The organism is Planotetraspora kaengkrachanensis, from assembly GCF_016862895.1.
GTDB classification, from domain to species: Bacteria; Actinomycetota; Actinomycetes; order Streptosporangiales; family Streptosporangiaceae; genus Planotetraspora; species Planotetraspora kaengkrachanensis.
Window position 1 is genome coordinate 88,371 of sequence record NZ_BONV01000041.1, and the last position, 14,638, is coordinate 103,008.

General features: G+C 71.0%; 14 protein-coding genes. 7 read left to right on the forward strand and 7 right to left on the reverse strand.

Annotated elements, in window-relative coordinates; translation table 11 throughout:
- The first annotated feature begins 67 nt into the window (after positions 1-67).
- Positions 68-880, forward strand: coding sequence for an HAD family hydrolase (locus Pka01_RS32950; RefSeq protein ID WP_203886860.1), 813 nt, complete (start codon positions 68-70; stop codon positions 878-880).
- Here Pka01_RS32950 and Pka01_RS32955 read toward each other — a convergent pair.
- The 3 genes from Pka01_RS32955 to Pka01_RS32965 form a co-directional block, all read right to left on the reverse strand.
- On the reverse strand, positions 832-1,575 hold the full coding sequence (locus Pka01_RS32955) for a GNAT family N-acetyltransferase (protein WP_203886861.1): 744 nt from the start codon (positions 1,573-1,575) through the stop codon (positions 832-834). The two genes, Pka01_RS32950 and Pka01_RS32955, sit on opposite strands and share 49 nt — an antisense overlap.
- Positions 1,572-2,999, reverse strand: coding sequence for an adenylosuccinate lyase (gene purB, locus Pka01_RS32960; protein WP_203886862.1), 1,428 nt, complete (start codon positions 2,997-2,999; stop codon positions 1,572-1,574). Before purB ends, Pka01_RS32955 begins: the two co-directional genes overlap by 4 nt.
- Before the next feature lie 120 nt (positions 3,000-3,119).
- Positions 3,120-6,365, reverse strand: a complete 3,246-nt coding sequence (locus tag Pka01_RS32965) for an efflux RND transporter permease subunit (RefSeq protein WP_203886863.1) — start codon at positions 6,363-6,365, stop codon at positions 3,120-3,122.
- A gap of 129 nt (positions 6,366-6,494) precedes the next feature.
- Here Pka01_RS32965 and Pka01_RS32970 point away from each other — a divergent pair, with 129 nt between their 5' ends.
- Complete coding sequence (locus Pka01_RS32970) at positions 6,495-7,028, forward strand: MarR family winged helix-turn-helix transcriptional regulator (RefSeq protein ID WP_239115729.1); 534 nt, start codon at positions 6,495-6,497, stop codon at positions 7,026-7,028.
- A gap of 30 nt (positions 7,029-7,058) precedes the next feature.
- Positions 7,059-7,832 carry an SDR family NAD(P)-dependent oxidoreductase gene (locus Pka01_RS32975; RefSeq protein ID WP_203886864.1) on the forward strand — a complete coding sequence of 258 codons (774 nt, stop codon included), beginning with the start codon at positions 7,059-7,061 and terminating at the stop codon, positions 7,830-7,832.
- A 97-nt stretch (positions 7,833-7,929) separates the two neighbouring features.
- Here the strand turns inward: Pka01_RS32975 and Pka01_RS32980 are convergent, their stop codons facing one another.
- Positions 7,930-8,406, reverse strand: coding sequence for a pyridoxamine 5'-phosphate oxidase family protein (locus Pka01_RS32980; protein ID WP_203886865.1), 477 nt, complete (start codon positions 8,404-8,406; stop codon positions 7,930-7,932).
- 224 nt (positions 8,407-8,630) lie between these two features.
- On the opposite strand from Pka01_RS32980, the gene Pka01_RS32985 reads away from it, so the two are divergent.
- Positions 8,631-9,608: an aldo/keto reductase gene (locus tag Pka01_RS32985; RefSeq protein ID WP_203886866.1), complete on the forward strand. Its 978-nt coding sequence runs from the start codon at positions 8,631-8,633 to the stop codon at positions 9,606-9,608.
- A gap of 94 nt (positions 9,609-9,702) precedes the next feature.
- Here the strand turns inward: Pka01_RS32985 and Pka01_RS32990 are convergent, their stop codons facing one another.
- Entirely contained in the window at positions 9,703-10,656 is a 954-nt protein-coding gene (locus tag Pka01_RS32990; RefSeq protein WP_203886867.1) for a helix-turn-helix transcriptional regulator, read from the reverse strand.
- An 88-nt stretch (positions 10,657-10,744) separates the two neighbouring features.
- Between Pka01_RS32990 and Pka01_RS32995 the strand changes: the two genes are divergently transcribed.
- On the forward strand, positions 10,745-11,155 hold the full coding sequence (locus Pka01_RS32995; protein WP_203886868.1) for a VOC family protein: 411 nt from the start codon (positions 10,745-10,747) through the stop codon (positions 11,153-11,155).
- Between the two features lie 37 nt (positions 11,156-11,192).
- Here the strand turns inward: Pka01_RS32995 and Pka01_RS33000 are convergent, their stop codons facing one another.
- Both Pka01_RS33000 and Pka01_RS33005 read right to left on the reverse strand, forming a co-directional pair.
- On the reverse strand, positions 11,193-11,909 hold the full coding sequence (locus Pka01_RS33000; protein ID WP_203886869.1) for a YoaK family protein: 717 nt from the start codon (positions 11,907-11,909) through the stop codon (positions 11,193-11,195).
- A gap of 36 nt (positions 11,910-11,945) precedes the next feature.
- Positions 11,946-12,737, reverse strand: coding sequence for a TetR/AcrR family transcriptional regulator (locus tag Pka01_RS33005; protein WP_203886870.1), 792 nt, complete (start codon positions 12,735-12,737; stop codon positions 11,946-11,948).
- 78 nt (positions 12,738-12,815) lie between these two features.
- Here Pka01_RS33005 and Pka01_RS33010 point away from each other — a divergent pair, with 78 nt between their 5' ends.
- Together Pka01_RS33010 and Pka01_RS33015 are read left to right on the forward strand one after the other, a co-directional pair.
- Positions 12,816-13,775, forward strand: a complete 960-nt coding sequence (locus Pka01_RS33010; protein ID WP_203886871.1) for an ATP-binding cassette domain-containing protein — start codon at positions 12,816-12,818, stop codon at positions 13,773-13,775.
- On the forward strand, positions 13,772-14,605 hold the full coding sequence (locus Pka01_RS33015; RefSeq protein ID WP_203886872.1) for an ABC transporter permease: 834 nt from the start codon (positions 13,772-13,774) through the stop codon (positions 14,603-14,605). The genes Pka01_RS33010 and Pka01_RS33015 overlap by 4 nt, the downstream gene beginning before the upstream one ends.
- Positions 14,606-14,638: the final 33 nt, after the last annotated feature.

Below are 14,638 nucleotides of genomic sequence, written 5' to 3' on the forward strand. Positions count from 1 at the left end.
CCGGGCCGGTCACGGGCCTTCATCGGCGGGAAATCCCGGTGAAACAACGGCCGGTCACGATGGCCTGATGATCAGGGCCATTCTGTTCGACCTCGACGAGACCCTCTTCGATCACCGCAGGGCCGTCGCGTACGCCGCGGCGAGCTGGACGGAGTCGGTTTCGCCCGGGCATCCCCTGGTGATGGAGACGCCCGCGTTGTGGCTGGATCTGGAGAACAGGCATCTTCCGGCGTGGCATGCCGGCGAGTGCTCGTTCGCCGAGCAGCGGCGGCGCAGGCTCAGGGATTTCTGCGGCCGGATGGGCCTGCGGCTCCCGCCGGACCTGGACGCGGCCTATGCGGACTTCCTCGTGCACTACGAGGCCGCATGGGCCGCCTTCCCCGACGCGGCCGAGGTGATCGACGCGCTGGCGGGCGGCGGGCTGACTCTGGGCGTTCTCACCAACGGGGTTCCCGTGCAGCAGGAGGCCAAGCTGCGCCGCATCGGGCTGATGGACCGTCTCGACCCGGTCCTGACGCCCGATTCGCTGGGCGGGAACTTCAAGCCGTCTGCGGAGTGCTACCTGCGGGCCGCGGCGAAGCTGGGGCTGCGGCCGCAGGAGGTCGTCCTCGTCGGCGACAACCTTCAGCTCGACGCCGTCGGCCCGGCCAAGGTGGGCATGCACGGGGTCTGGCTGGACCGTTACGGCAGCTCGCCCGCGTCGGCGGTCGATCCGGAAACCTCGTCGAGGATTTCGGCGATCAGGTCGCTGAACGAGCTGCCGGGCGTGCTGCGTGTGCTCGACCCCGGGTTCGCGGCCGCCGCTCCCCCGAGGCGTACGGCACGGGCCGGTCAGGCGAGGCGTGTGTCGGCCGCGGCGGCGACGAGGCGGCGGGCGTAGCCGAGGCGTTCGTAGAGGCCGATCGCGGCGTCGTTCTCGTCATTCACCATCAGTGCCGCCCGGTCGTGCTCGGCCAGCAGGGCCTGGGTGACGAAGCGGCAGATCCGCTCCCCCAGCCCGCGCCCTCTGGCCTGTACGGCTGTCGCGACCCCGGCGAGCAGGCCCACGGTCGGCGCCGACCAGGCGTCGGCGGCGACGGCGAGCAGTTCGCCTGTCGTGTCCCGGATGCCTGCCCAGCGGCGGACCTCGGGGATGCCCGGCACGGCGTAGGAGTCGGGGTTGGCGGCCTTGAGGAGGTCGGTCACGTCCGGTTCCTCGTCGGGGGTGAGCCACTCGGCGTCCTGAACCACGTCAGGGGCCGGTGGCGGCGCGGTGGTGACCATCCACGAGAAGTTGCCGGAGAACTCGAGTTCGTCCATGGTGTCCGACAGTTCGCGGACGAGGTGGAGGTCGCCGAACGGCCGGAAGGCCGGGCCCACCTCGGCCAGGGCGTGCCGTACCAGCCGGGTGGCGTGGGCCGTGCCGCCGTGGACGGCCAGCCGGTCGCGGCGCGACGCGCGGGGGCTGGCCACGACCACCGCGTCGCCGGCGGCCCATGCCCGCACGCCGGGCTTCATGCCCTGGGCCGCCCAGACGATCAGGTCGTCGTCGGCGGAGGCGTCGACGACCTCCGCCGTACGGGTGAGCTCCCTCAAAGGATCGCGCCGGGCGTGTAGGCGGCGGCGCCGGGGTGGGCGGCGGTGATCCGCCCGACGTGTTCGACGATCTGGCCGACCTGCTCGGGCGCCGCGCCGGTGAAGGAGATCCGGTCGGCGAGCAGCGCGTCGAGTTCGGCCCGGCCGAGCGGGAACCGGGTGTCGGCGGCCAGCCGGTCGAGCAGTTCGTTGGCCTTGCCCTCCGAGCGCATGGCGAGCGCGGACGCGACAGCGTGTTCCTTGATCAGCTCGTGGGCGGTCTCCCGGCCCACTCCGGCGCGGACCGCGGCCATGAGCATCTTGGTCGTGGCGAGGAACGGGAGGTAGCGGTTCAGTTCGGCCTCGATGACGGCGGGGAACGCGCCGAACTCGTCGAGGACGGTGAGCATGGTCTCCACAAGGCCGTCGAAGGCGAAGAACGCGTCGGGCAGCGCGACCCTGCGCACGACCGAGCAGGACACGTCGCCCTCGTTCCACTGGTCGCCTGCCAGTTCCGCCGTCATGGAGGCGTATCCGCGCAGGATGACGGTGAGGCCGTTGACGCGTTCGCAGGAACGGGTGTTCATCTTGTGCGGCATCGCCGAGGAGCCGACCTGGCCCTCCTTGAAGCCCTCGGTGACGAGTTCGTGCCCGGCCATCAGGCGGATGGTCTTGGCGAGCGACGACGGGGCGGCGGCCAGTTGCACCAGGGTCGTGAGGACGTCGTAGTCGAGGGAGCGCGGGTAGACCTGTCCGACGCTGGTGAAGCGGCGGGTGAATCCGAGGTGCGCGGCGACGCGGTCCTCCAGTTCGGTGAGGCGGTCACCGGATCCGAGCAGGTCGAGCATGTCCTGGGCGGTGCCGACCGGGCCCTTGATGCCGCGCAGGGGGTACCGGTCCAGAAGGTTGTCGAGGCGTTCGTAGGCGGCGAGCAGTTCGTCGGCGGCTGTGGCGAAGCGTTTGCCGAGGGTGGTGGCCTGTGCGGCCACGTTGTGCGAGCGGCCGGCCATGACCGTCGGCGAGTGCTCGGCGGCCAGGCGGGCGAGGCGGGCGAGCAGCGCGACGACGCGGTTCCTGACGAGCAGGAGGCTGTCGCGGATCTGGAGTTGCTCGACGTTCTCGGTCAGGTCGCGCGAGGTCATGCCCTTGTGGACGTGTTCGTGGCCGGCGAGGGCGTTGAACTCCTCGATCCTGGCCTTCACGTCGTGGCGGGTGACGCGCTCGCGTTCGGCGATGGAGCCGAGGTCGACCTGGTCGACGACCTTCTCGTAGTCGGCGACCACGTCCGGCGGCACGTCGATCCCGAGGTCGGTCTGGGCCCTCAGCACGGCCAGCCAGAGTCTGCGCTCCAGCGCGACCTTGTGCTCGGGGGACCACAGGCGGGCCAGCTCCGCTGACGCGTAGCGGGCGGCCAGGACATTCGGGATTCGCGGCTTGGCACTCACGTTGGGTCAGTCTATTGAGGCGGCGCGGCCTCCCGCCCCGCCGCCCCGCCGCGGCGGCTCATGAAAGCCGGACGGCGGGGCCGCGCGCGTCGCGCGGCCCCGCCGTACCAGGGGTGCGGCTCAGGGAGCCGGGGTCAGGGCCTCCTTCTCGTAGACCTTGAGGTCGCCCTCACCCGACGGCGCCTTGGGCGTACGGCGCATGCGCTCCTTGGTCCGCTCGACCATCGTGTAGAGGGTCGGCACGAGCACCAGCGTGAGCAGCGTCGAGGAGATCAGGCCGCCGATCACGACGATCGCCAGCGGCTGGGAGATGAAGCCGCCCGAGCCGGTGACGCCGAGCGCCATGGGGGTCAGCGCGCAGATCGTCGCGATGGCCGTCATGAGGATCGGCCGGAGCCGGCGCCTGCCGCCCTCGATGACCGCCTCGGTGATGCCGAGGCCCTTGGCGCGGTACTGGTTGATCAGGTCGATCAGCACGATCGCGTTGGTGACCACGATGCCGATCAGCATGAGCATGCCGATGAGCGCGGGGACGCCCAGTGCGGTGTCGGTGGCCAGTAGCAGCCCGATCGCGCCGGTCGCCGCGAACGGGATCGACACGAGCAGGATCAGCGGCTGGATGAGGCTGCGGAACGTCGCGACCATGATCATGAAGACGATCGCGATCGCCAGCAGCATCGCGATGCCGAGGCTGGCGAACGCCTCCTGCTGGTCGGAGCTGGCGCCGCCCATCTCCCAGGTCACCCCGGCGGGCAGGGTGAGGGTCTCCAGCTTGTCGGTCACCTTGGTGGTGATCGCGCCGAGGTCGGAGGCGTCCGCGGCGCCGGAGACCGTCGCGGTCCGGTCGCCGTCCTGGCGGCTGATCTGCGTCGGCCCGTCGGTCTTGGCCACATCGGCGACCGAGCTCAGCTTGACCAGCCCGGTGGGCGTGGGCAGCTGGATCGCCTTGATCGCGGCGAGGTCGTCGGGGGCGTCGCCCACGCGGAGCACGATGTCGCTCGACCGCTCGTCGATGTCGAGCGAACCGATCGGCGCGCCGCGGAAGGCCTGCGCGACGATCTGGCCGATCGCGGCCTCGGTCAGTCCCCTGGCCGCGGCCTTCTCCCTGTCGACGTGGACCTCGACACGCTGTGCGCTGTCTTCGAGGTTGGACGCGACGTCACGCAGTCCGCCGATCCCGGCCATCGCGTCGCGCACGGTGGTGGCGGCCGTCTTCAGCTCGGCGGCGTCGGAGCCCTGGAGGACGACCTGAACCTGGTTGGAGTTGAAGCCGCCGCCCCCTCCCCCGCCAACGGTGATCTCGCCGACGTCGTTCAGCTGCTTCAGCCGGTCGCGCAGCGTCTGCTCCAGCGTCGGGGTGTCGGTCCCCTGGTTCAGCGTGACGGAGAACGACGCGCGGTCGGAGCCGCCGCCCACACCCGCGAGGAACTGGTTGCCGCCGCCGATGGTCACCTGGTACGACGCGATGCCCTTGACCGAGGACAAAACGCCCTCGACCTTCTTGGCGGCGGCGTCGGTGGTGGCGAGGTCGGTGCCGACCGGCATCCGCTGACTGATCGAGGTGGTGTCGTTGCCGGAGGAGTCGAGGAAGTTGGTCTTCAGGTTGGGGGCGAGGCCCATGGTGCCGATGAAGACGACCACCCCGATGATCAGGGTGACCACGCGCCGCTTGGTCGCGAACCGCAACACCGGCAGGTACATGCGCTGCAGCGGGCTGCGCAGCTCCCTGCGCTCGGCGTCCTCACGTGCCGCCTCGGCCTCCTGCGCCGTGAACTTCGGCGTCTTGAGGAACCAGTAGGCCAGGACCGGGATCACGGTCAGCGCCACCAGCAGCGACGCCAGCAGGGCCACGGTCACGGTGATCGCGAAGGGGCTGAACAGCTGGCCGACCAGGCCGCCGACGAACGCGATCGGCAGGAACACCGCCACCGTCGTCAGCGTGGACGCGGTGACGGCACCCGAGACCTCGCGTACCGCCCCGAGGATGGCCTGGCGTTTCGGCTCGCCGTACGCCAGGTGCCGTTTGATGTTCTCCAGCACGACGATGGAGTCGTCGACCACCCGGCCGATCGCGATGGTGAGCGCGCCCAGGGTCAGCAGGTTGAGCGAGTAGTCGCCGATCCACAACGCGATCAGGGCGATGACCACCGACATCGGGATCGAAACCGCCGTCACCAGCGTCGACCGCACCGACAGCAGGAACACCAGGATGATCAGGACGGCGAAGACCAGTCCGAGCAGGCCCTCGGTCGTGAGGTCCTCGATCGAGTTCTCGACGTAGGGCGCCTGGTCGAACACGACGGTCAGCTGGGACACGTCGCCGAGCGCGCGGGTCAGTTCCGGCAGCGCGTCACGCACGTCGTGGGAGATCTGTACGGCGTTGCCGTCGGGCGTCATCGTGACCGAGACGCCGAGGCTCGGCTTGCCGTTCGTCCGGGTCAGCGCGGTGGCGGGGGCGTCCTTGATCTCCACGGTCGCGACGTCGCCCAGCTTGACCGGCCGTAGCCGTGCCTGCGCGTTGCCCTGGGGCAGGCCGGGCTGCCCGGCACGGGCTCCCTGCGCGGCCTGGCCTCCCGCGCTCTGGCCGCCCTGCGTCCCTGCCCGGCCGGAAGCGGCGGACGGCACGGCGGGGGTGAGGTAGAGGTTCTTGAGGTCGTCGACGGTCTGCAGCCGGTCGCCCGTCTGCACGGTGAGGGACTTGCCGTCCTCGGTGAGGCTGCCGGCCGGGATCAGCGCGCCGTTCGAGCGGAGCAGATCGGGGATCGAGGCGGCGGACAGGCCGAGCAACGCGAGCTTGCGCGAGTCGGGGGTGACCACGACCTGCTTCTCGCCGGCGCCGCTCACGGTCACGTCGCGGACGCCCGTGATCGACTGCAGCTTGGGAGCCATGATCCGCTCGAGCTTCTCGAACGTGCCGTGCGGGTCGCCGCCGTCGTCGACCGCGAGGGCCATGACGGGGATGTCGTCGGTGCTGCCGGCGACCACCTGCGGGTCGACGTTCTGCGGCAGTTGCGGCTTGACCCTGGTGATCGCCTGCTGCATCTTGCCGACGACGTCGTCGACGTCGGTGCCGTACTCGTAGGCCACCTGGATCTGGGCCACCCCCTCCTTCGAGGTGGAGGTGATCTCCGTCACGCCGGGCAGTCCCTGGAAGCCGCTCTCGATCGGCTTGGTGACCTGTTCCTCGACGATCTCGGGCGAGGCGCCGGGGTAACTGGCCACAGCGAACGCCGCCGGGAACTCCAGCGAGGGGAAAAGCTGTTGCTTCAGCGAGGGGATCGCGAAGGCGCCGAAAAGGCCGAGGACAACCGCAATCATGATCACCAGACTGCGGTTGGCCAGACTCAGCCTGGCCAGGGAGGTCATCTGGCAAGCTCCTTAAGCGTGCTATCGGGGTAACTCATTAAAGTGTTTTGCCCAACGATAACACTTCGCTTGGTGCGAACATTTAGCGAGGCATTAACTTCTGGTAACCTCTCCCGGCGAGAGGTGAACGTGAGCGACTGTCGAACAGGGCGGCCCGGCGGCGCGGACGGCGGCACGCGGGGCACCGGTCAGGACCCGGCCGGCGAGCGGGACGAGATCATCACCCGGCTCGCCGAACTGCAGCGCGGCATGGGCCGCTTCTTCGCCCGCGACCGGTCGCTGCCCATCATGGCCTCCAACCTGACCATGCAGCAGCTCAAGGTCGTGATGTTCCTGTCCTTCCACGGGTCGACCTCCGGGCAGGAGCTGGCCCGCCATCTCCACGTCGGCCTCGGCACCGTGACCGGGATCGTCGACCGCGTCGCCGCCCAGGGCCTGGTCACCCGCCGGGAGGACCCGAACGACCGCCGCGTCCGCCGGGTCGAGCTCACCGAGGCGGGCAGGCGGCTCACCGCCGAGATCATCGACGCCGGAACCGCCGGCTACCGCAGGCTCCTGGAGCATCTCGACACCGAGACCCTGCGGACGATGGAGACCGTCATGCGGAAGATACAGCAGGCCATGCGGGACATGGCGGCGGAAGAGCACTCCCCCGCGCAATGACGGTGATCAGCACTGATAGCTTTCCGCCACATGTCGGCATATCTCGAATCGCTGTTCTCTCTCACTGACCGCGTCGCCCTGGTGACCGGAGGGAGCTCCGGCATCGGCGCCACCATCGCCGAGGCGCTCGGCCGTGCCGGCGCCGCCGTCGTCATCGTGGCCCGGCGCGAGCGGGAGCTGGCCGAAGCCGTCGGCCGCCTCGAAGGACACGGCGTGCGCGCCGCCGCGATCAGCGCCGACCTCGCCGACCGGACCGCCGTCGCCCGCGTGTGCGAACAGGCGCCCCGCTTCTTCGGCGACATCGACATCCTCGTCAACGACGCCGCCAACAACATCCGGCTGCCCCTGGCCGAGCTCACCCCCGACGACTACGACCAAACCATCGCGGTGAACCTCACCGCGCCCTTCCTGCTCGGCCAGTGCTTCGGCCCGCGCATGGCCGCCCGCGGCCGGGGCCGGATCATCAACATCGGCTCCCAGCAGTCGATCAGCGCCTTCGGCGACAGCGGCGCCTACGGAGCCTCCAAGGCGGGCATCTGCGGGCTGACACGCTCCCAGGCCGAGGCATGGTCGGCGTCGGGTGTCACCAGCAACACGATCATCCCCGGCTTCGTGCTCACTCCCCTGACCGAGCCGGCCCAGGCCGTGCCCGGGCGCGTGGAGGAGCTCGCCGCCCGCTCGATGATCGGCCGCAACGCCGTCCCCGCCGACTTCGCCGGGGCCGCGGTCTTCCTGGCCGGTGACGCCTCCGCGTATGTCACCGGTCAGGAAATCCGCGTCGACGGAGGCTTCAGCGTGCACTGAGCTCCCGCCGACCGGCGATGGCCCGGCGATGGGCCCTGGGTCACCCGTCCCGGCGCCTCCCTCGTACCGGCCGCGCGCCTCCCGTGCATCGGGCCGATCACTTGCGGCGGACCACCCTGGCTCCCTCACCCTCATGCCACATCTCGACCACGAGGTACTCCCCCGCCGCGTCGACCTTCGTCAGCACGACCTCGGTGACGTCCACCCGGAACAGGTCGGAACCCACCTCGGACGCGCCGAACCGCTCGCGCACCGCCGGGTCGGTGATCTCGACCGCCCTGCCCGTGAGCTTCGCGTCGCCGTCCCACGCGCTCGGATTGGATTCGTCCGGGTCGTCCGACGTGCCGTGGATCGCCAGCCGGGGATCTCGCTTGAGGTCGCGCCCCTTCACCGCGCCGGCCATCGAGCCCAGCCAGATCTCGCCGTCCTTGAAGTCGACCTCGATCCCGCTGATGCGCGGCGAGCCGTCCCCGCGCAGCGTGGCCATCGTCTTGTGCTTGCGCTTCCCCATGACCGCCAGCACGCGCGCGGCCAGGTCGGGAATCTCCTTCTCGATCTCCTGCCATGAAGCCATGCCGCCATGGTGCCCGTCCGCACCGACAATTCCTTCCGCCGCAGGCCGGGAACCCTCGAGCCGTGTGATCGGGGCTCACCCGCCCAAAGATCCGAAGGCCCCGAGCCGGGGGCCGCTTCGCACAGCGCGCTTCCCGAGGAGAAGACTTGATCCCGGAGATCGCGGCGCCACCCCCCGCGACCGGCCACCACGACATGACGCACGAACCCGACGATGGAGAAGCCATGAAGCAGCGCACACTCGGCCAGGGCCTGCGCACGTCCGCGCTCGGACTCGGCTGCATGGGGATGAGCGACTTCTACGGTCCCGGCGACGACACCGAGTCGACCGACACGATCCACCGTGCGCTCGACCTCGGCGTCACCTTCCTCGACACGTCCGACGCGTACGGGCCCTTCACCAACGAGCGGCTGGTCGGCGCGGCCCTCCGCGGCCGCCGCGACGAGGTCGTCCTGGCCACCAAGTTCGGCATCGAACGCCTGCCCGACGGCACCCGGCTGGGACACAACGGCAGGCCCGACTACGTGCGCAAGGCCTGCGACGCCTCCCTCGAACGGCTCGGCGTCGACCACATCGACCTCTACTACCAGCACAGGATCGACCCCGGCGTCCCGATCGAGGACACCTGGGGGGCGCTCAAGGAACTGGTCGAGGCCGGCAAGGTCCGCCACCTGGGCATCTCCGAGGCGGCCCCCGCGACCGTACGCCGAGCCCACGCGGTCCACCCGATCACCGCAGGACAGTACGAGTACTCCCTGTTCACCAGGGACATCGAAACCGAGCTCCTGCCGGCGCTGCGCGAGCTCGGCATCGGTCTCGTCGCCTACAGCCCGCTGGGCCGCGGCTTCCTGGCCGGGGCGTTCAGCGGGCCCGGCGATCTCGCGGCCGGCGACGTACGCCACACGCACCCGCGCTGGCAGGGTGACAACTTCGCCGCCAACCACGCGCTCGCGGCGAAGATCGGTGAGATCGCGTCGGGCGCCGGCGCCACGCCCGCGCAGGTCGCGCTCGCCTGGGTGCTGGCCCAGGGCGACGACGTGGTGCCGATCCCCGGCACCAAGCGCGTCAGCCGCCTGGAGGAGAACGCGGCCGCCACCGAGATCGAACTCGGCTCCGCCGACGTCGAGGCGCTCGAATCCCTGGCCGCCCAGGTGTCAGGCGAGCGCTACAACGCCGCGCAGATGTCCGGGGTCAACCGCTGACGACTGGCTCGGGCGGGCCGATTCGGCGCGGATTCGGGGTTCGGCGAGGCACCACCACCTCGCCGAACCGGGCGCCTTTACAATGTAGATCAAATCATTCGGGGGCCTGGCCGTACATGACGGACAGTTCGGCCCCGATCCGTCCCAGCTCGTCCTGGACGGATCGAGGGTCGACGACCTCGATCATCGTGCCCCACCCCGCGAGGTGCCTGGCGATGTCCAGCGGCGTCGGCGCCCCCAGGCGGACCCGGGCACGCCCGTCCTCGACCTCGCCTTCGACGTGACAGTGCCGCCCGAACTGGTTTCGCAGCACCGGCACGAACCTGGCCTGGACGAGTGCCGTCGCCCAGGTGCGGGAACGCCGCCGCTCCACATCGCCGACCACCTCGCGCCACGCGGCGGCGAGCGTGAAGCCGTCCGGGCGCTCGGACGGCTGGTCGGTCGGCTCGGCACCGGCGATCCGGTCGACCCGGAACGTCCGCCGGCCTCGCTCGGTCCCCGCGAGCAGGTACCAGATCTCGCCCTTGCCGACCACGCCCCACGGGTCGACGAGCCGTTCCGTCCGCTTCCTGGCGCCGTCGGTGTAGGTCAGCCGGACCTTCCGTCGCCGGATCACGGCGGCCTGCAGCACTTCGACTAATTCCGGCCGCTGACGGTCGTGCTCGCCCCACCGGGCGTGGTCGATCACCGTGGCGCCGGCGGCGGCCTCGGCGTCCGCCTGGAAGGTCCTCGGCAGCGCCCGCACGAGTTTGCGCAACGCCGCCTTGGCCTCGCCCGAGACGGACGCGGCCGGCCCGACGAGCAGGAACAACGCCTGCGCCTCGGTCGCCGACAGGCCGGTGAGGTCGGTCCTGGCGCCGCCGACGAGCGACCAGCCGCCGCCGCGCCCCGGCTGCGGGTACACCGGGACGCCCGCCGCGGACAGCGCCTCCAGGTCACGGCGGGCGGTGGCGACCGACACCTCGAGCTCTCCGGCGACCTCGGCGGCGGTCACGCGGCCGCGGGCCTGCATGAGAAGGAGGGTGGCGACGAGGCGGTCAGCGCGCATACCCCAGTTTCTCCATCAAAGTGCTCAATTGGTGAGCACTTCAGGTCGGAGGATGGACCTGTCGTCAACCGCCAGGGAGGAACCACCGATGTTGCGAGGACTCACCACCGTCAGCCTCTTCGCCGACGACGTTACGGCCGCGGCGAGCTGGTACACCGAACTGCTCGGCGCCGAGCCGTACTTCACCCGACCGGTCGGCGGGCCGCCCGCGTACGTCGAGTTCCGCGTCGGCGACTACGAGCACGAGCTCGGGATCGTCGACAGCCGGTTCGCCCCACACGACCGGCCGGACGGGCCCGGCGGCGCCATGATCTACTGGCACGTCGACGACGTCCGGGCCGCGTTCGACCGGCTGATCTCCATGGGTGCCGCGGTGCACGAGAAGCCGGTCGAGAGGGGACCCGGCTTCGTCACCGCGTCCGTCGTCGATCCGTTCGGGAACATCCTCGGCGTGATGTACAACCGCCACTACCTGGAGATCCTCGAGGCTGCCACGTGAGCCGAACCCCCTGAGGCCGCCGTCCCGATGAGTCCGGTCACGATCGCGCCGCCGTACGGCCCGGCCGTACGGCGAGCGGCCACAGACCGGCGAGCACGAGCGCCAGGAGCGCGGTGGGCACGACCGGCGCGTAAGGACCGCCGTGATCGACCATCCATCCGCCGGCCGCCGCCCCGACGACCACGGACGCGAGCAGCACGACGTTGTGCCACTGCACCCGTCCCTCGATGACCAGGCCCGCCACAACGCCCGTGAGCGTCCCGGTGAAGAAGGTGGTCGACAGGCCGGGGACCCCGAAGGTCCTGATCACCGCGCTCTGCACGCCCATGGCCAGCGACGCCACACCCGCGAGCGTGAGCCGCACACCCGCCGTGGGATGCCCGCCCTCGGCCGCCCACACCCCCAGCAGCCCGGCCAGCATCAGGAACTCGGCCCCCAGCACGATCGCCACCCGGACGCCCCAGCCGGGATGGCCCGGCGCCGTCCGGCCGATGACGTGGCTGCCCGCGAGCACGCCGGCGACGAACCCGGCGATGGCCCCCAGCGCGTGCGCGGCGAGGGTCGCGTCGGGACGGCCCGCGGCGAGGCCGAGCAGGACCAGGTTCCCGGTCATGACGCTGGTGAAGACGCCGCCCAGCCCGAAGAAGCTGATCCCGTTGGTCGCCCCCGTCGCCAGCGTCAGCGCGGTCGTGAGGATCCGCGGCCCGGCACGGGCCGGCCCTTCCGCGCTCGGGGCGGTCGCCGCAGCCCGCATCCCGCCTCCCCCGCCCACCGTCCCGGGCGGACGGTCCTACCGTTCAGCTTCCCCGGACTCGGCCCGACGCACCGCGCGGGACGCGATGAACGTCTCGATGCCGTCGAGCACGCGCTGCAGACCGAACTCGAACGCGTGCCGGGGATCGTAGGCCGCGTTGTGGGCCTCGCCGGCGGCCGCGCCGACCCGGGTTGCGAGGGGGTACCGGGCGGGGTCGAAGACCTTGGCGAAGAACGGGGAATGGGCGTACCACCACTCCTCGTCGGTCATCCCGGTGCTGCCCTCCGCCTGCGCCGCCTCCACCGCCCCCCGCGCCGCGCCGGTCACGTACCCGTCGACCAAGGTGATCACCGAGTCCATCTCGACGTCGTCCAGCCCGATGCCGTCGACGGCCCGCAGCTCGTAGTCGTACTTGGCGACGATGTTCGGCCCCAGGGGCGGACGGGTGGCGGACACGTGCAACATCCACGGATGCCGCTGGAACAGGGCCAGGTTCTCCCTGGCGACCAGCTCCAGCCTGCCCCGCCAGCCGCCGGGCACGTCCTCGGGCATGGCCACCTCGCCGCAGACCACGTCGAACATGACGTCGAGCAGCTCTGCCTTGCCCGGCACGTAGGTGTAGAGCGACATCGTGCCGACGCCGAGCCGCTCGGCCACCTTGCGCATCGACAGCGCGGCGATCCCCTCGGCGTCGGCCACCTCGACGGCGGCCCGCACGATCACCTCGACGCTCAGGTCGGGCTTGCCCTTCCTGCTCGTCCGCTCCCCCGTGCGCCACAGGATGGCCAGGCTTCGCGCCGGATCTCCCCTGCCCGTGTACTCCGTCATCGCCGCGAAGTCTATCCCCGACACCGTACCGTATGCTGTACGGTACAACGTACGGAACCGAGAGGACAGGAGGCGGAGATGACGTTCGCGGTAATCGCGGAAGGGCTGCGCAAGCGCTTCGGCGAAACCCCGGCGGTCGAGGGCTTCGACCTGACCGTGCCCGAGGGCGGCGTGTGCGGGCTGCTCGGCCCCAACGGCGCGGGCAAGACGACGGTGGTGCGCATGCTGACCACGCTGCTGCGGCCCGACGGCGGCCGCGCCTCGGTGGCGGGCCACGACGTCGTGCGGCAGGCCGCACAGGTCCGCTCGCACATCGGGCTCGTGGGCCAGAACGCCGCCGTCGACGAGGTGCTCGGCGCACGGCAGAACCTGGTCATGTTCGGGCGGCTGTCCCACCTGGGCCGCGCCCGCTCCCGCTCCCGCGCCGACGAACTGCTCGAACGGTTCGGCCTGGCGGAGACGGGAGACAAGCCGGTCAAACAGTTCTCCGGAGGGATGCGCCGCCGCCTCGACCTGGCGGTCAGCATGATCCTCGCCCCACCCGTGCTGTTCCTCGACGAGCCGACGGCCGGCCTCGACCCGCGCGGCAGGGGCGAGGTATGGGAGGCCGTACGCGCGCTCGTCGCCACGGGCCGCACCGCCCTGCTCACCACGCAGTACCTGGAGGAGGCCGACCAGCTCGCCGACCAAATCGCGATCATGGACACCGGGAAGGTGATCGCCGAGGGGACCCCGCGGGAGCTCAAGTCGGCGCTGGGCGGCGACCGCGTCGAGGTGGTCGTCCATGACGCCGCCGACCTCCAGGCGGCGACCGGCGTCCTCGAGCGGGCCACCGGCGCGAAGGTCACGCTCGACGCCGACACGCGCCGTGTCAGCGCGCCCGTGCGCGAGAAGGCCGCCGCCCTCGCCGAACTCGCCCGTGAACTCGAGACCACCGGACTCGCCGTCGAGGACATCGGCGTCCGCAGACCCACCCTCGACGAGGTGTTCCTCCACCTGACCGGACCCGAAGACTCCCGGAAGGAGGTCGCCGCATGACCACGGCCACCCCACACGCCCCGCACATCCCGTACGGCCCGGCCTCGCGGCTGAAGTGGGCGGTGGCCGACGGCTGGACCATGACCGCGCGCATCCTGGCGCACTGGGCCAGGCAGCCCGGCCAGGTGGCCGTCGGCCTGCTGTTCCCCGTCATGATCGTGCTGATGTTCGGCTACCTCTTCGGCGGCGGCATGGCCGTACCCGGAGGCGGCGACTACCGGGAGTTCCTCATGCCCGGCATGTTCGCACTCAGCATGCTCTTCGGCGTCGAGGCGACCTTCACCGCGGTCGCCGCCGACGCCGCCAAGGGTGTGACCGACCGGTTCCGCTCGATGCCGGTCTCCCGCTCCGCGGTCGTGGTCGGCCGGTGCGCGGCCGACATGATCAACAGCGTCCTCGGACTCGCGGTGCTCGTCCTGTGCGGCCTCGCCGTCGGCTGGCGCTGGCACGAGGGCTGGGGCAGGGCCGCCGCGGCCATCGGCCTGCTGTTGCTCCTGCGCCTGGCCTTCCTGTGGATCGGCATCCACCTCGGGCTCGCCATCGGCTCCCCCGACGCCGTGATGGCCCTCCAGATCCTGGTGTGGCCCATCGGCTTCCTGTCCAACGCGTTCGTCTGGACGGACACGATGCCGGGCTGGCTGGCCGCCGTGGCGGAGTGGAATCCGCTGGCCGCCACGATCACGGCCACCCGTGAGCTGTTCGGCAATCCCACCGGCGGCGGATCGTGGATCGCCGAGCACTCACTGGCGATGGCCCTGTTCTGGCCGCTGGCGCTGACCGCGATCTTCTTCCCCCTCGCCGTACGCCGCTACGCCCGGCTCGACCGCTGACCAGGCAACCCACTGTGTCCAATATGTGCCTTC